Origin of the sequence: Rouxiella aceris (assembly GCF_012933545.1) — a bacterium.
GTDB lineage: Bacteria > Pseudomonadota > Gammaproteobacteria > Enterobacterales > Enterobacteriaceae > Rouxiella > Rouxiella aceris.
Map to the genome: position 1 here is coordinate 233,124 of NZ_JAADJU010000007.1, position 17,963 is coordinate 251,086.

The 17,963-nt window shown below is 51.4% G+C and carries 10 protein-coding genes; 7 read left to right on the forward strand and 3 right to left on the reverse strand.

The annotated features are described in order from the left end of the window. Window positions 1-57: 57 nt before the first annotated feature. On the reverse strand, window positions 58-4,029 hold the full coding sequence (putA, locus tag GW590_RS14750) for a trifunctional transcriptional regulator/proline dehydrogenase/L-glutamate gamma-semialdehyde dehydrogenase (protein ID WP_211186785.1): 3,972 nt from the start codon (window positions 4,027-4,029) through the stop codon (window positions 58-60). 363 nt (window positions 4,030-4,392) lie between these two features. On the opposite strand from putA, the gene putP reads away from it, so the two are divergent. The 4 genes from putP to efeB all read left to right on the forward strand — a co-directional run bounded on the left by putP (window position 4,393) and on the right by efeB (window position 9,618). Next, window positions 4,393-5,877 (forward strand): sodium/proline symporter PutP, encoded by a 1,485-nt coding sequence (gene putP, locus GW590_RS14755; RefSeq protein ID WP_169403807.1) that lies wholly within the window; start codon window positions 4,393-4,395, stop codon window positions 5,875-5,877. A gap of 311 nt (window positions 5,878-6,188) precedes the next feature. Further along, the gene (efeU, locus tag GW590_RS14760) at window positions 6,189-7,037 is read left to right on the forward strand and encodes an iron uptake transporter permease EfeU (RefSeq protein ID WP_169403808.1); all 849 of its coding nucleotides are present in this window, start codon (window positions 6,189-6,191) and stop codon (window positions 7,035-7,037) included. Window positions 7,038-7,095: 58 nt separating this feature from the next. Beyond that, window positions 7,096-8,232 (forward strand): iron uptake system protein EfeO, encoded by a 1,137-nt coding sequence (gene efeO, locus GW590_RS14765; protein WP_169403809.1) that lies wholly within the window; start codon window positions 7,096-7,098, stop codon window positions 8,230-8,232. Window positions 8,233-8,286: 54 nt separating this feature from the next. Next, window positions 8,287-9,618, forward strand: a complete 1,332-nt coding sequence (gene efeB, locus GW590_RS14770; protein WP_169403810.1) for an iron uptake transporter deferrochelatase/peroxidase subunit — start codon at window positions 8,287-8,289, stop codon at window positions 9,616-9,618. Between the two features lie 61 nt (window positions 9,619-9,679). On the opposite strand, the gene GW590_RS14775 is transcribed toward efeB, so the two are convergent. After that, window positions 9,680-12,859, reverse strand: coding sequence for a hypothetical protein (locus GW590_RS14775; RefSeq protein WP_169403811.1), 3,180 nt, complete (start codon window positions 12,857-12,859; stop codon window positions 9,680-9,682). Between the two features lie 1,110 nt (window positions 12,860-13,969). On the opposite strand from GW590_RS14775, the gene phoH reads away from it, so the two are divergent. Next, window positions 13,970-14,758 carry a phosphate starvation-inducible protein PhoH gene (phoH, locus tag GW590_RS14780; protein WP_169403812.1) on the forward strand — a complete coding sequence of 263 codons (789 nt, stop codon included), beginning with the start codon at window positions 13,970-13,972 and terminating at the stop codon, window positions 14,756-14,758. Between the two features lie 101 nt (window positions 14,759-14,859). Here phoH and chaA read toward each other — a convergent pair whose 3' ends face one another. Further along, window positions 14,860-15,960 carry a sodium-potassium/proton antiporter ChaA gene (gene chaA / locus GW590_RS14785; RefSeq protein WP_169403813.1) on the reverse strand — a complete coding sequence of 367 codons (1,101 nt, stop codon included), beginning with the start codon at window positions 15,958-15,960 and terminating at the stop codon, window positions 14,860-14,862. A 474-nt stretch (window positions 15,961-16,434) separates the two neighbouring features. Between chaA and chaB the strand changes: the two genes are divergently transcribed. After that, entirely contained in the window at window positions 16,435-16,662 is a 228-nt protein-coding gene (gene chaB, locus GW590_RS14790; protein WP_169403814.1) for a putative cation transport regulator ChaB, read from the forward strand. Between the two features lie 430 nt (window positions 16,663-17,092). Continuing rightward, a complete protein-coding gene (locus GW590_RS14795) occupies window positions 17,093-17,797 on the forward strand; it encodes a gamma-glutamylcyclotransferase (RefSeq protein ID WP_169403905.1) in 705 nt (234 codons plus the stop codon). The last annotated feature ends 166 nt before the right edge of the window (window positions 17,798-17,963 follow it).

Here is a 17,963-nt window from a genome sequence, read left to right on the forward strand (position 1 = left end):
GGCGACGATCGCTGCCGGGGAGAAAGCACTGCACAATAGCCGGTCGGTCAACCTGACTTAGCCGATGGTCATCAAACTGGCATTACCTCCCGCCGCTGCCGTATTGACGCTTAGCGACCGCTCCAGTAGCAGACGTTCCAGCAGAATATTGCTCTCGCCGCGGGCAAAGCCCTGCACCGAAACAATCGGCCCCGCGCGCTGGGCGACACTTTGGCACAGGTCGCGCAACTGATCGGCATCGCCGTGAAATATTACCGCATCAAACGCCAGCTCGGCCTGCTGCCAGTCGGCGGTAAAATCAATGCGTGCCTGCACACTGGCCGGCAATTGTTGATATAACTGGCGTTGCAGCTCGTCCTCTGGCCACAGCAGGCGACAGCCGGTGGCAGTGACGGCAGCCAGTTGGATCAACGCATCCTCGACGTTGTCGGCCAGCGCCAGCACCCGCTCTCTCGGCAGCAGGGCATAGGTATTGCGCTCTCCGGTGGGGCCCGGCAGGGTGCGCACTGTCCCGCCCTGACCCTGTTGTGCAAACTGGTTACACAATGCCACCAGGCTCGGTTTATCGACCGCCCAGGCGCTTAATGCCTGGTGTGGCAGCAACAGAGTTTCACGCAGGCTGCTATCTACCGGCACTGAGTCAATATTCGCATTTAACCGCTGACTGACGGCCTGCGTCGGACGCTGGGCCAGCAGACGGTAGAGATACAGCGGTCCGCCGGCTTTTGGCCCGGTACCGGATAATCCTTCCCCGCCAAACGGCTGCACGCCGACTACCGCGCCGACCATATTACGGTTAACGTACAGATTGCCTACTTTGGCACCCTGGGTAACGCGAGAAATGGTTTCATCGATACGGGTATGGATCCCCAGCGTCAGGCCGTAACCGGCGGCATTGATTTGCGCGATCAGGGCGTCAAGATCCTGACGGGCATAGCGCACCACGTGTAATACCGGGCCAAAGATCTCTTTTTGCAATTCATCCAGGCTATCCAGTTCAATTAATGTTGGGGTGACAAAGCTACCAAATGGCCACTCCTGGCTGTCCTCGAGGTTATCCTGTACTGCCTGGTAGATCTTTCTGCCTTTTAAGCGCATCGCCTCGATATGTTGTTCGATATTGCTTTTGGCTTCGCCGTCAATCACCGGACCAATATCGGTGGACAGGCGTTCCGGGTTGCCCATACGACACTCAGCCATGGCACCGCGCAGCATCTGCAACGTATGTTCTGCCACCTCTTGCTGAATACAGAGAATACGCAGGGCGGAACAGCGCTGACCGGCGCTGTCAAACGCCGAGGCCAGCACATCGCTGACTACCTGCTCGGTTAATGCCGAAGAGTCGACAATCATCGCATTGAGACCACCGGTTTCGGCAATCAACGGCGTGGGATGACCTTGCGCATCGAGGCGACCGGCGAGCGTGCGCTGCAATACAGCCGCTACCTCGGTAGAGCCGGTAAAGACTACGCCGGCGACGCGGGAGTCTTCGACCAGACGGGCCCCCACGGTTTCGCCACGTCCAGGCAGCAGTTGTAACACGCCGGCAGGAACACCGGCCTGATGAAAAATCGTCACTGCCAGCGCGGCGACCAATGGTGTTTGTTCCGCCGGTTTGGCCAGCACGCTGTTACCCGCAGCCAGCGCGGCGGCAATTTGCCCGCTAAAAATCGCCAGCGGAAAGTTCCACGGGCTGATGCATACCACCGGTCCCAGCGGACGATGGCTATCGTTGCTGAAATCATCACTGATCTGCGCGGCGTAGTAATGCAAAAAATCTACTGCTTCGCGTACTTCGGCAATGGCGTTATTAAAGGTTTTTCCCGCTTCCCGCACCAGCACGCCGATCAGATTTTGCATTTGAGCGGTCATTAACTCCGCCGCGCGCTGCAAAATCGCCGCACGCTCACCGGGGGGCGTGGCATCCCAGATTGCACCAGCTTGAGTGGCACAGGTCAGCGCCAAATCAATTTCATCTTCGCGGGCTTCCCGTACTCTGCCTATCCGATCGCGCGGGTCGGCGGGATTAACCACTGCACTAAAGGCGGCATCATAGTAGTCTGGCGGCGGCAGGGTGACGCCAAGCATGGGTTGGGCATAGAGCATCTGGGCACCGCTGGTCAACAGCGCACTGGACAGGGAGGCCAGGCGATGTTCATTGGACATATCCAGCCCGGCGGAGTTGCGGCGATAATGCCCATACAGGTTGTGCGGCAGCGCGATACGCGGGTGCGGCATACCTACCTGTCCCTCTTCAGCGGCCAGTCGCTCCACTCCCTCGACCGGATCGGCAACCAGTTCTCCCAGCGGCAGGTTGGCATCGGCAATACGATTAACGAACGAGGTGTTGGCACCGTTCTCCAACAGGCGACGTACCAGATAAGCCAGCAGCGTTTCGTGACTGCCTACCGGGGCATAAATACGGCAAGGGCGGTTGAGTTTGCCTTCGGCCACTTTGCCTACCACCTGCTCATACAAAGGTTCGCCCATACCGTGCAGGCACTGGAACTCATACTGTCCCGGATAGTAATTATTGCCCGCCAAATGATAAATCGCCGCCAGCGTATGGGCATTATGGGTGGCAAATTGCGGATAGATCAGATTGGGCACTGCCAGCAGTTTGCGAGCGCAGGCCAGATAGGAGACGTCGGTATACACCTTGCGGGTATAGACCGGATAGTCTTCCAGACCCTCCACCTGCGCGCGTTTGATTTCGCTGTCCCAGTAGGCACCTTTGACCAGTCGCACCATTAAGCGACGGCGGCTGCGCTGGGCAAGTTCACTGAGGTAGTCGATAACCAGCGGGCACCGTTTCTGGTAGGCCTGGATCACAAAGCCGATACCGTTCCAGCCGGTCAACTGTGGTTCAAAACAGAGTCTTTCCAGCAGATCGAGGGAAACCTCCAGCCGATCGGCTTCCTCGGCATCAATATTAATGCCGATATCGTACTGCCGCGCCAGCAGCGTCAAGGCCAGCAAGCGGGGATAAAGTTCATCCATTACACGCTCGTACTGAGCGCGGCAATAGCGGGCATGCAGCGCAGAAAGCTTGATTGAAATACCTGGCCCTTCATAGATGCCACGCCCGTTGGAGGCTTTACCTATTGCGTGGATCGCCTGCTGATAGGAGAGCAGATAAGCCTGGGCATCTTTTTCGGTCAACGCGGCTTCGCCAAGCATATCGTAGGAATAGCGAAAGCCTTTATCTTCATGCTTGCGCGCGTTCGCCAACGCCTGGGCAATGGTTTCACCGGTGACAAACTGCTCGCCCATTAGCCGCATCGCCATATCCACCCCTTTGCGGATCAGCGGTTCGCCGCTTTTGCCAATAATCCGGTTAAGGGAGCTGGAGAGCGTGGCTTCATTATGGGTAGCCACCAGTCGGCCGGTAAACAGCAATCCCCAGGTGGCGGCATTAACAAACAGTGACGGGCTGCGACCAAGATGAGCATGCCAGTTGCCGGTACTGACTTTATCGCGGATCAGCGCATCACGCGTTGGCCGGTCAGGAATTCGCAGCAAGGCTTCCGCCAGGCACATAAGCGCGACACCCTCGAGGGAAGAGAGCGAGAATTCTTGCAGCAGACTTTGCACCATACCGGCACGACCATTGGCACTTTTCTGATTGCGCAGACGATGGGCAAGATCCCAGGCCAACTGGTGAGTGTCGAGTTTTAACGGCTCCGGCAGGCGTGCCTGCTCCAGCAGCATGGCAACGGCGTCGGTTTCCGGCCGGCGATAGGCGGCAGTTATCGCCGAACGACTCACCGACTGCGGATGGATTTGCTCGGCAAAATCAAGAAAGGGTTGCTGCGTAGCGGTTGGCACGGCGATAAGGTCATCAACTTTATTGCCGGCACCTGCGGGCAATTCCGGCAAAGTATCGCCGCTTTCCAGCTGTTGCAGATAAGCGTAGATCGCCTGTTTAATGAGCCAGTGGGGAGTGCGGTCGATAGCCTGTGCTGCTGCTTTAATCCGGTCGCGCGTAGTTTCATCCAGTTTAACGCCCATCGTGGTGGTGGTTGCCATAGCTGAAAGCTCCGTGAATCAGTCAAGTTGCCAGAATTTCTGTACTATCGGTTAAGTTGCAACTTTGTGCAACCATGTTAAAACAATGTGCAAAATTAAAGTTGCGCCTACTGCTATCTAACAATAAATTAACATTGACTTTTTCGGTCTGGCCTGGGTGTTCGAACGGTAAGTGAGTACAACTTTTAACATTTTTAACGCCATAGCTGACACTCGGGCCAGCATCGGACGGAATAAACTGGTTAAAAAACTTGGCCTCAGGCGAGGGAGCGACTAGTATCCTCGCGCCGGGAAACGCGGAGGACAGGGCGCACTCCTGGTGTGGTAGAGCAAAAAATAATAACAGTAATAGGGAGAACGTGGATGACCATGAACACACCGATGTTGGTGACTTTTTGTGTTTATATTTTTGGCATGATCCTGATTGGACTCATTGCCTATTTACGTACCAAAAATTTTGATGATTATATTCTCGGTGGACGCAGCCTTGGCAGCGTGGTGACGGCACTTTCTGCCGGGGCTTCAGATATGAGTGGCTGGTTGCTGATGGGATTACCCGGAGCGATTTTTATCTCCGGTATTTCCGAAAGCTGGATTGCCATTGGTTTGACCATAGGTGCCTATCTTAACTGGAAGCTGGTGGCCGGACGTTTGCGCGTACATACCGAAGCCAATCATAATGCCTTGACCTTGCCAGACTATTTTACCCATCGCTTTGAGGATAGCAGCAAGCTGCTGCGCATTATCTCTGCGCTGGTGATCCTGGTATTTTTTACCATCTATTGCGCATCGGGAATTGTCGCCGGAGCGCGTCTGTTTGAAAGCACCTTTGGTTTAAGCTACGGTACTGCGCTGTGGGCTGGTGCAGCGGCTACCATCATTTACACCTTTATTGGCGGTTTTTTGGCGGTTAGCTGGACCGATACCGTACAGGCTACGTTGATGATTTTTGCGCTGATCCTCACCCCGGTGATCGTGATTATCGCTGTCGGCGGTGTCAGCAGTTCCATGCTGGTGATTGCGGCGAAAGATCCCCAATATAATGATTTGTTTAAAGGCATGGACTGGGTAGCGATCCTCTCGCTGCTTGGCTGGGGTCTGGGTTATTTTGGCCAGCCGCATATTCTGGCGCGTTTTATGGCAGCGGATTCCCATCGTACTATTCGTCAGGCGCGTCGTATCAGCATGACCTGGATGGTGTTGTGTTTGGCAGGCACAATTGCCGTCGGTTATTTTGGCATTGCCTGGTTTGCCAATAATCCAGGGCAGGCGGGTAATGTCAGCCAAAACGGCGAGCGCGTATTTATCGAGTTGGCCAAACTGTTGTTTAACCCATGGATAGCCGGGGTATTACTTTCGGCGATCCTGGCGGCAGTCATGAGCACCCTCAGTTGCCAACTGCTGGTGAGTTCCAGCGCCATTACTGAAGATTTATACAAAGCCTTTCTGCGCCAAGGGGCCGGACAAAAAGAGCTGGTATGGGTGGGCCGCTTGATGGTGTTGCTGGTGGCGTTAATCGCCATTGCCATTGCCGCTAACCCGGAAAATCGGGTGTTGGGATTGGTTAGCTACGCATGGGCCGGTTTTGGTGCCGCCTTCGGGCCGGTGATCCTTATTTCTGTTATGTGGTCGCGGATGACCCGCAACGGCGCGCTGGCCGGTATGCTGGTGGGCGCGGTGACGGTACTGGTGTGGAAGCAGTACGCCTGGCTGAATTTATATGAAATTATCCCCGGCTTTATTTTCGCCAGCCTGGCGATTATGGTGGTCAGTTTGTTGGGGCGTAAACCTTCACCGGCCGTTGAGCAACGTTTTACCCAGGCCGAAGCTGAATTTAAAACAATTTAAAATTCAATAGCTTAATGAGGTTCTGTGATTGTCAGTACGCGTCTTTCCTGTCGGGGAGGACGCGTTTTTTTTAATAATTTCAACTGCTCTCCCCGGGAAAGGTGAGTTTTTTGTCAATTTTGTTGCATTTTCATTTATTCTGTTACTCTCTGAAACACTTCTCTTTACGCAAATCGCAGCAAATTTACTTGTATTTATTTTCAATGGAATGATAATCACAATCGTTTTCATTTTAGCTGTCTTTATCGTTACGCCTACCGTGAGATAGCTGAAGTTTTGTCGTTCATATCAAGAATTTTGGAGTTGCCACCATGTTTGTTCCCTTTCTGATTATGTTCCGTGAAGGGCTGGAAGCCGCCCTGATCGTCAGCCTGATCGCCAGTTACCTCAAGCGCACGCAGCGCGGACATTGGCTTGGCACAGTATGGATTGGCGTATTTGCAGCGGCGGGACTCTGCCTGGCGCTGGGCATTGCCATTAACGAAACCAGCGGAGAGTTTCCGCAAAAGCAGCAAGAGCTCTTTGAAGCGCTGGTCGCGGTGGTTGCGGTGTGCATTTTGACTTATATGGTGTTCTGGATGCGCAAAGTCTCCAGATCGATCAAGGTGCATCTGGAAGGGGCGATTGACAATGCTCTGAACTCCGGGCGTGGTCAGGGATGGGCGTTGGTGGCCATGGTGTTCTTTGCCGTGGCCCGTGAAGGGCTGGAATCGGTATTTTTTCTGCTGGCGGCTTTTCAGCAGGATGTCGGGATCCAGGCACCGATTGGTGCGATCCTTGGCCTGGTGGCGGCCATTATCCTCGGCTTTTTGCTGTACTTCGGCGGTGTCAAACTTCAGTTAGCTAAATTCTTCAAATGGACCAGCCTGTTTATTCTGTTTGTCGCCGCAGGTTTGGCAGCAGGCGCGGTGCGTGCCTTCCATGAAGCAGGTTTATGGAATGGTCTGCAGGGTATTGCCTTCGATTTAAGCAACGTACTGTCAAACCATTCCCTGCTCGGGACGCTGCTTGAAGGGATGTTTGGTTATCAGGAAACACCAAGTGTGAGTGAAGTCTGTGTCTATTTCCTTTATCTGATCCCGGCGCTGTTCTTTTTCTTTATGCCGGCCAAGCCGCAGGGCAGGGTTCCCACGGTAGTGGGCCAAAAAACACCACGTTAAATTTGGCTTCTAGTCGCCAATTAATTTACAGAATTTACTATCGTCAGGGAGTCTTAGCATGTCTGATTTACGCACCACTTTCCGCCGCAAAGCGTTACAGGTTGCCTTATTGTCACTGCCGGCGTTCTCGTTTAGCGCCAGTTTGTTTGCCGCTGATATTCCTCAGGTCAACATCACTGTTACCGATAAGCAGTGTGATCCTATGCAGTTGACGCTGCCTGCGGGTAAAACGCAGTTTGTGATCCACAACGCCAGTCAGAAAGGACTGGAGTGGGAGATCCTTAAAGGGGTGATGGTGGTAGAAGAACGTGAAAACGTGGCTCCGGGCTTTACCCAGAAAATGACCGCTACGCTGGAGCCGGGTGAATATGATATGACCTGCGGTTTGCTGAGCAATCCGAAAGGTAAACTCACCGTCACCGCAGCGGGTGACGCCAGCAGCAAGCCTGATGCCATGGCGCTGGTGGGGCCGATTGCCGAATATAAAGTCTATGTTACGCAGCAGGTGGCTGAACTGGTCAGCCATACCAAAGCCTTTACCGACGCCATTAAAAAAGGCAATTTGAAACTGGCGCAGCAGCTGTATCCATCAACACGTGTGTATTACGAACGTATTGAGCCTATTGCCGAGCTGTTCTCCGACCTCGACGGCAGTATTGACGCCCGCGAAGATGATTTTGAGAAAAAAGCCGAAGATCCGAAATTCACTGGCTTCCACCGTTTGGAAAAAATCCTCTTTGCCGATAAAACCACCAAAGACACTGGCGCATTGGCTGACAAGCTGTACAGCGATACCCTTGATCTGCAAAAACGTATTACCGATCTGACCTTCCCGCCGAGCAAGGTGGTGGGCGGCGCGGCCGGCCTGATTGAAGAAGTGGCTGCAAGTAAAATCAGCGGCGAAGAGGACCGTTACAGCCGCAGCGATTTGTGGGATTTCCGTGCCAACCTTGATGGTGCACAAAAAATCGTCAACCTGCTGCGTCCATTATTGGTGAAAGCCGATAAACCATTGTTGGACAAGATTGATACCAACTTTAAAACCGTCGATGCACTGTTGGATAAATATCGTACTAAAGACGGCTATGAAAGCTATGAAAAACTTTCCGACGCCGACCGTACAGCAATGAAAGGACCGATCACCACATTAGCCGAGGACCTGGCCAAACTGCGTGGCGTATTGGGGCTGGATTAATTTTACGTTGATATTACACCCGGTGGCCGCCACCGGGTGTTTCGAGGCACAGCAATGAATAATAAAGCTGACCCAAAACAAGGGTCACAGGTTAATGATGCCGCAGTTGATGCAGCTGATGTTTCTTCTTCACGCCGTCGATTACTTAAAGGCGTGGGTTTATTGGGCGGGGCGATAGCCTTTGGCCGAGCCGCCAGCACGCAAGCCGCCGAGGCCCCCGGGGCCAAGGCAGAATATACTCCCGGTACCGTTTCCCCGGATGAACGCAATAGCAGCCAGCCTTTTCACGGTGCCCATCAGGCCGGGATCCTGACGCCGCAGCAGTCTGCCATGTCACTGGTCGCCTTTGACGTGCTGGCAGGCAATAAAGCCGATCTTGAACGCCTGCTGCGTCTGCTGACTGCGCGTTTTCAGTTTTTAACCACCGGCGGTGTGGCGCCCTCCGTTGACGCCCGCTTTCCGCCGATGGACTCCGGTATTATGGGCCCCGAGATCTATCCCGATAATCTGACCTTGACCTTGTCGGTGGGCGATACCTTGTTCGATCAGCGCTTTGGCTTGCAGACGCAAAAGCCGAAACATCTGCAGCCAATGCAGCGCTTCCCTAATGATTCGCTGGATGCCAGTCTGTGTCACGGGGATATGCTGCTGCAAATCTGCGCCAATAATACCGACACCGTGTTGCACGCGCTGCGTGATATTATCAAGCATACGCCGGATTTGCTCAGCGTCCGCTGGCGCCGTGACGGCTTTATCTCCTCCCATGCGGCGCGTAGTCAGGGCAAGGAAACGCCGATTAATCTACTGGGATTCAAAGACGGTACGGCCAATCCCGATACCCAGGATAAACCATTAATGGATAAGGCCATCTGGGTCACCGCCGACCAGGGTGAACCGGCCTGGACTTTGGGGGGCAGTTATCAGGCGGCAAGGATCATTCCTTTCCACGTCGAGTCCTGGGATCGTACTCCGCTGCATGAACAGCAAACCATTTTTGGTCGCCATAAAGCCACCGGCGCACCTTTGGGAATGGAAAAAGAGCATGATGTGCCAGATTACAGTAAAGATCCCGAAGGCAAGGTGATCCCGCTCGATGCCCATATCCGTCTGGCGAATCCTCGCACCAAAGCCACAGAAGAGAACCTGATGCTACGCCGCGGTTACAGTTATTCACTGGGAGTAACGCGTTCCGGGCAACTGGAAATGGGGCTGCTTTTTATCTGTTACCAGCACGATCTGGAAAAGGGTTTTCTGACCGTACAAAAACGGCTTAACGGCGAAGCGCTGGAAGAGTATATCCGTCCGATTGGCGGCGGCTTCTTCTTTGTGCTGCCGGGGGCGGTGGATGAAAACCATTACCTGGGGCAGGGGTTGATCGAGGCCTGAGTCAGCGTTGTTCTACATCGCCCACGGCCAAGACTGTGGGCGATAATGATACCCGTATATCTTATTTGGCGTCGCTGTCTTCTATATCGCTAAACCCATCGATATCGTTATCTTCACTGTCCGTCACCGGTGCGCGTTCAACATCGCTTGCTGGTTCCGGCAGGTGTTTTTCTTCAGGCGGAAAAAATTCTTCAAATTTATCTTTGTATAAATCAGCTAGCGCCTGGGTCACTGTTTCCGCATTGAATATAGCGATAGCACTACGCTTTTCCGGATCAACAATAATTGATTCAAGAATACGGTCGAAGGGCTGATTCCAGTCCATGGGGATATGTAAAGCCGCCAATGCACTCCTTAATCCTTCCTGGAAAAAGGCCAACTCATCCGGGTCATGTTTTATTTTTTTATAGGTTTGCAGGATATTTTTTCTAAACTCTTCCTCCGTTAGTTGGGCGGAAATATTTTGTTCGGTCATAATATCTACATATTCACTTATCGTGGTGGATATGGTTTCGGCGTCGTTACTGTAATAAATTTCCCTGTATTCAGGAAGGTTTCTTTGCGAGGCATTGTCATACCAAAAATCATGGGTGGCAAAACGTCGTTGCACCCCGTTAGGGGTAATGGCATTAACCTGCCCCATATGGGTAAACTCATGGAACACGGTTTCTACAGCGTTGAGATTAGGCAGCGCTCGTTCGGTCGAGAAATCCGTTTTACTAAAGGCAAGTAAAGGCTGCGCCAGATTTTTACCACCAATATTGGCTGCTGCAGCATGGCTCTCCGCGGCATTAAAATCGACCAACGACATCAATTTTTCATATTCTCCGCCAGGATAATATTTATGAAAATTCTCCCAAACATTATTGGCAATATTCTTCATCGCTTCAGCTTTGGTCGCGACATTTTGTTTGCCAAAATGCTTCTCTGCGATTTTCTGGAAATCATTATCGGTAAAACTGGCCGCTTCCCCGGAGATGTTTTTCAAAATTTCAAAGGCCTTGCGCAATCTGGGGCTTTCAATAAGCGCATCTCTGCCTCTGGCATAAATAATATCTCTTTCGTAATGCATATTATAAAATTCCTGTAGCTCCGCATGATTTAACTCCTTATTTAATATTGGCGGATAGTCATCCACTGCGGATTGCCTGGCGGCTGGTTCTGTCTGGCGAGAGCTACCGGGCTGTGGCGAGGTGCGTTCATTCGGGTTAATCCCTCCGGCCAGGCCGATAACCCGGCCGTTGGCATCCACCGATTTACCGCTGAGACGAAAACTTCGCGTTGCAGGATCAAACAGGTACAGCCCTTTGACGGCATTATTGCCTGGTTCCACGTAGCCACGGCCTAGGCTGCCGTCGCGATGGCTAAAGGTGATGGCTTGCACATTGCGTTGCGACAACTCTTGCGCCGTCGGTTGCTCTGCCCGGTAGGCCTGCATCTCGTCTGCTGTCATCTCACGCAGTTTACCGTCAGTGCCTTTGGTGAAATGGCGGCCTTCGCCTTTATCCGCCGGACGCCACTCGCTAAATGTCAGGCTATTTTCTTCAATCAACGGCAAATACTGTAATTGTCGGTCGTTCTCTTTCAGGTAGATTTTGCCATCCGGATGCCGCCACAGATTGCTGTATCGCCAGTCTTGCTGCAGGGACGGAGCATCCACCACTTTTGACTCCAGCCAGTGGACGCCGGGGATCGACTGTTTTGCTCCCGCTATTTGTCCTTGTCCTTGCACGGGAGTTTCTACGGTATAACGCAGATTCTGCAGCGACTGATAGGACCCCAGCATTTCTTCGGCAGTTAACTCCTGGTTAAGCAAAGCCTTGCCAATGGCGGTGGTGATCCAACTGACAACCTCGGTGGCCACTGCTCCTTTCGGTGACTGATTAAAAAAGACGGTGCTAAAGGCATTATCTGCCCCCCTGGCGAATTTTCCGCCAGTGCTGTTATCCTGGTCAGAGACGCCGGTCTGGATCAATTGTCCCAGCCTTTGCTGGGCGGCAGCATCACCCAGGGTGGCTTTGATCAGATCAACGGAAGCATGAATCGGATCGCGGATCATCATACCCAGTACCAGCAGGCGTATTCCCCAGGTCTCTCGTTCGGTATAGGTCGGCCGGGTAAAGGACTGTGGATCCGAAAGGATATAATACCTTTTATGCAGATTGTCCCATGCCAGCGGCACCGGGGGTAGCCGGCCGCGATGGTGTATTGCCGCGGGCAGAGAAACACCCGGCAGGGTAACTGTCGTATTGTTGGCCACGCGCAGGGTGTTGTTACCGACCTGCAGCTGCGTATAGCCCGACGGCAGGCTCTGTTGGCGGGGCGCGGTATGCTGGCTAATGCCATATAGCCCGGCGTTGCCCAGCAGGCCAAGCAGGCTATTGATATGAGCAGGAGTCAGCACCGGCGTCCATTTGCCGCTGGCGCGGTCTCTGACGACCGGCAACGGTGGCCAGTCGATGATATTTTTATCCGCCGGTGTTTTAATAAAATATTCGTTTACTTGCTGACTCAAGGTTTTTTGCTGGCCACCGGTGGCAGTGCCGAGACTGCTTCGGCTTGACGGAGGGGTGATATGCACAGTTTTTTTCTGTTCGGCCACCGGAAATAACCTGCCGTTGATATCTACCCAAATCATCTCCCCCTCTCGGCGCAGACCGGTTGCTTTATCTAAAGAGGCGGCCTCAGGCCCGCCGCGATAAAAATAGATATTCTGTGCCAGGGTGCGAAGAAAATCGTTAGCTTCTACCGTCCAGCCGCCGTTTTGCGGATTAGCCACGACTTTCAGCGGTGGATACCCCGGCTGGATTAGCGCCTTTTCCCAGGTTTCCTGGATAGGAAACTCGCGCCATTGCACCAGATAGCGCCGGGTTGACTGTAGCTGGTGGCCGGTTATCGGGTCGGTCTTTTTACTGGAGACATTAAATACCGACTCTAGCTGGTTGTTACCTAGCGGGCGATCCTGTACTGCGCGTGACTCTCTTTCCCCGGATTGCAATGCGTAAGCGGACAGGGCGATATTATCGACATGGGCAAAGTGTAAGCGGCCATCCGCCTGGCGGGTAAGAAAATGGGGGCCGACGGTATCCGTCCAGGTATTATTGCTTGTTGATTGTTCGGGAGCTGTTGGGGCTACTTGCGGAGAGGGTAGCTGATCGATCTTTTGCGGTACTGCCGGATTATTATTTGCGGATAAATAAAAGATATTTTGATTACTGGCTGATGGGGGTGATAAAGACATACTCCACTCCTGAGGTGTGCAAAAAAAGCTAAAAATAAGCGAAAGCACTAAGTGGATTTCTAAAAATAAGAAGTTCCTTTTTTGGGAAGACGTGGATTGATATTGATTAACCATCTGATTTTAATGTTAATTTATTGAGTGCAGCATCGCTTCCATGACCAGAGAAGTAGATCTAAAAAACAGTAAATAAAATTTTTTGCAGAGGGTCATGGCTTATACAGCCCAGAGTTAACCTGTAATCCCGGTTAAAGGTGTTTCCTTCTACTGCTGCAATGTCTGACTGAGTTGCTTAATTAATAACCAGCATCCTGTCGCTGCGAAGTGTGAAAATAATGATCCTTCGATCCCAAAAAGGATCCCTGATCCTATTGACTCCTTAAAATAAATTTTTTACATTCAAGTAACACCGCTAGCAAAGTTGCGATATGTCATTATACTGAAATTAACTGGCGGCATGATAAGCAGCAGAATTTAGTAAAGCGGATGTTTATACACCCAGTGAGTTACGATAGCAGCAGGGCGGTAAGTGGATGATTTTCTGGCATGAGAAACCTTATGCAGCACGCAGAACCTCATACCAGCGCCTTAGCAGCGGTCATAGCGAAGTGTATAACCGAGTGCACGGCCAAGGTCGTAAATAACACTGCGGGGATGGCGAATGGTAAAGTCCAGATTTGGGCTAGGTTGTAAAAATAAAGCTTCAACAAATACCACGTGTTGTCCTGATTTATCAGCAGACGAGGGTCAAGCCGCCGACTCTCTTTTATCTACCCGGTACAGTTCTTCTTTCTTCTCTTTTTCCACGACTGCTCAGCTACCCTGTTCTTTAACTGACCTGAAACTTTCTCTGAATGCAGCATACTTCTCCTGTGGTTTTTCTACTGGCTTATTGACTGGCAAGGTCAGCGGTTTGTCATTAATGGCAATGCCTCCACGTGAAAACAAATGGAGCAGCAGGTTATTTATTAACCTTATGTCTTTATTTTCCTCTTCACGTTATTCATCGGCTCATCTTGGTCTAAAAGGAGACCAAAACCTCATCTGTATGTGAAACATAATCGCGCGGGTCTATGCCTTGGCGTTAAGTGAAACAAACTGTAAGGTGCCACTATGGGAAGACAGAAAGCAGTGATCAAAGCTCGTCGTGAAGCGAAACGTGTTATTAGACGCGACTCACGCAGTCACCGCCAACGTGAGGAAGAATCAGTCACCTCACTGGTACAAATGGGCGGTGTGGAATCCATCGGTATGGCTCGCGATTCTCGCGATACCTCAACTATCGAAGCGCGTACGGAAGCTCAGGGTCATTACTTATCAGCCATAGAGAATAAGCAGTTGATTTTTGCCACCGGCGAAGCAGGCTGCGGTAAAACATTTATTAGCGCAGCAAAAGCCGCCGAGGCGTTAATACATAAAGAGATAGACAGGATTATTGTCACCCGTCCGGTGCTACAAGCCGATGAAGATCTCGGTTTCTTGCCCGGCGATATCTCGGAGAAATTCGCGCCTTATTTCCGGCCGGTATACGACATTTTAGTTCGTCGACTGGGTTCTTCTTTTATGCAGTATTGTCTGCGACCGGAAATAGGTAAGGTAGAAATTGCGCCATTCGCTTATATGCGCGGACGCACTTTCGAAAATGCGGTGGTGATCCTGGACGAAGCCCAGAATGTTACCGCCAGTCAGATGAAGATGTTTCTGACTCGTCTTGGCGAAAATGTCACAGTTATTGTAAACGGGGATATCACCCAGTGCGATTTACCGCGCGGTGTGGTATCAGGGCTTAGCGATGCATTAACTCGCTTCCAGGAAGACGAGATGATTGGCATCATACGCTTTACCAAAGAGGACTGCGTGCGTTCGGAGCTGTGCCAGCGCACGCTGAATGCCTATGCGTAGACTGAAATAAACCCATAGCAGCCGATAGCTCGGCTATGTTTAAAGGCCACTCCATTGAGTGGCCTTTATTATTTGGCGCTGCGCAACCGGCTGTGGCGCGGTCAGAGCATGATAATCATCATATAGGCACAAAACAGCGCCAGGTGGGCAGTACCGTTAAGCACATTGGTGCGCCCCGTCGAGAAAGAGATCTGACAAAGGATCAGCACCGCCAGCATAACGACAATATTGGCCGGATCCAGGCTGAACAGCAACTGCTGGCCAGTCAGGGTGGCAATGATGGTCACTGCCGGCACGGTGAGGGAGATCGTCGCCAACACTGAACCAAAAAACAGATTCATCGCCCGCTGTACCTGATTTTTTAATACCGCTCTTAATGCCCCCAACCCCTCTGGCGACAGGATTAACAAGGCCACCAGGAACCCGGTGAACTGCGCCGGAGCGTGCAGATCGGTCAACAGCGTTTCCAATGGAATAGCGTTGAACTTGGTCACGGCGATAACCAGTACCAGATGAATAATCAGCCAGATAGCATGGGTCAGGCTTTTATGGGACGAGGGTTTACCGTGCGGTGTTGATTCATCTTCGTCTTCGTGTTCATACACAAACAGGCTTTGGTGGGTTTTGGTTTGGATCAGGAGAAAAACACCATACATGGCGGCAGAAATGGCCGCCACAAACAGCGCCTGTCCGGTAGTGAAATTACCTCCCGGCAAGGCAGCGGGTAGCACGAGGACAATCACCGCCAACGGGAAAATTGCCATCAGATACTGCTTGATACCACCGAGATTGACATACTGGGTAGCGAATTTTTGGCCACCGAGCAGCAGTGCAAAGCCGACCAGACCGGCAGAGACAATCATAATGATGGAAAACAGGGTATCGCGCATTAGCGCCGGGGCGGCATCACCGGTAGCCATTAATGCGGAAATCAGGCTGACTTCGAGGATCACCACCGACAAACTGAGGATCAGTGAGCCATAGGGTTCCCCCAGACGGTGGGCCAGAACGTCGGCGTGACGGACTACGCTAAAGGCACTGGCCAGAATACCGACCAGTGCCAACAGATTGATAGCGACCACGAATGAGAAATCGCTGCTATTACCCCAAAACTGCAAAACGCAAAGGGCAGCAATTGGGAATACCAAAGAATACTCTTTATGACGGGATTTTTGCTTGTGTGGATCCTGTGATGACACCATGGCGATTATTTTCCTTATAAATGATGTTGATAATCAAGGTATAAACTTGACGAAGAACATTGCGTCATTCCGAAAAGATACGGTGATACCTCTATAAAAACTAACAGTAATATTGCGCGGATTATAGATGATAAAACGTACAAATGATACAAAAATATAACTTTAGTTGCTTTTTGTATCATGATGAGTGTTTGTTGGTGTTATCTATAGGAAATGCATAATTAATCAAGGGCTATTTTTTGTAATATTTTATTAAAATTATAAGCAAATACATTGGGTTGTATGTTCTTATCGCAGTAACTGCCAATTGAAAAGCTATGTAAATTTTATTGCCAGTTTTTCCATGAAAATCTTAACTCTTTTTTTGCTGCTGGTGTGGCGCTGTTCCCTTTTATCTGCCGCTAACTTTAAGCGTAGCCGCTAGACTTACTTTGCCAACAGGTGAAATCGTCAAACCTTCAGAAGGAGAACGCTATGCCTTATAAAGACAACGCTTCACTGCCTGATGCTGTGCAACATGTCTTGCCTGAACACGCGCAGGCCATTTACCGGGAGGCATTTAATCATGCCTGGGAAGAGTACAAACATGCCAGTGACCGCCGTGGCGATCAGGGGCGCGAAGAAACCGCGCATAAAGTTGCCTGGTCCGCAGTTAAACAAACTTATAAAAAAGGGGATGACGACAAGTGGCACCCCAAATAATCTCAAACGCATTAAAAAGGAAGTGATATGCCTGATGCATCGCTTCCCCAGGTCATAATGCGCCCAGTCAAACTGGACTACCTTGCTGTCTGATCTCATGTGCCAGAGGCGTCTTTGGCACCATTTTCACCCTGCCGGTGATGGCAGGGCATAGCCGCTATAGCTTCCTCTCCTGGTGCCTACTCTGGCTCGCCGCATACCCCGTCTGGCCTGTATTACAGCTGAATGTGTGATTTTTGACATTTTTATGCTTTATTTTTGTTTTGTGATCAATATCAATCTTGATTGCTGGTTAAGAAACGAATAAGGTTTGTTCTATATCAGCCTGATCTATGTGTGGGCTTGTTATCATCGTATTTCTAATGATTCAGCGACGAGGGAGATGAAGCGTACAAAGAATGGCAAGGTTAATGAGTGGAGGAAATGAATGATGTTAACCCGTGATTTTCTGCGAAACGCAGACTGTAAAACAGCATTCGGCAGCATTGATGAGTCAATGTTATTGACCTCTGAACAACGCTCGGCCTCGCTTGATTGCACGCTGGCGAAACGGCCTGACAACAGTCCGGTGTGGATTTTCGGCTATGGTTCGCTGATGTGGAACCCGGTCTTTGAATCGGTAGAATCCTGTCCCGCCACCCTCCACGGTTTTCATCGTGCCTTTTGCCTGCGTCTAACCGCCGGGCGCGGAACGCAGGATCAACCTGGTCGTATGCTGGCGCTGAAAGAGGGGGGCAAAACCACAGGTCTGGCGTTTTGTCTGCCGGAAGAAAAACTGCGCGAAGATCTTGAGCTGCTGTGGAAGCGCGAAATGCTGACCGGCTGCTATTGCCCTACCTGGTGTGAGCTGGATCTGAACGATGGCAGAAAAGTCACTGCCCTGGTGTTTATTATGAATCCACAGCACCCCCTGTTTGAGGCCGATACCAGTTATCAGGTAATTGCGCCACTGATTGCCAAAGCCAGCGGACCGCTGGGGACCAATGCGCAATATCTCTTTGCCCTGGAAAAAGAGTTAAATAGCTACGGGATGAGCGATGACTGCATGAGTGAATTGGTTAATCAGGTGCGCATATTGTTAGGCCTTAGCGGAAATAGCGTGGGCGGTTTGCAATTTGGTGGCATTACTCCCTAGATATTTTAAAAAAACGCTTAACCGCAATGGGTGTGAGATTCACTGCCATCAAAGCCCAAAAGGTTGAGATGGCAAAGTAAAAGTAATACAGACGGCTGACAAAGTCCGTTATTAGGGAGAGTGCACCGTTGGGGTCGTAGCGGGCTTGCCCGCCGGAGCGCCCCTG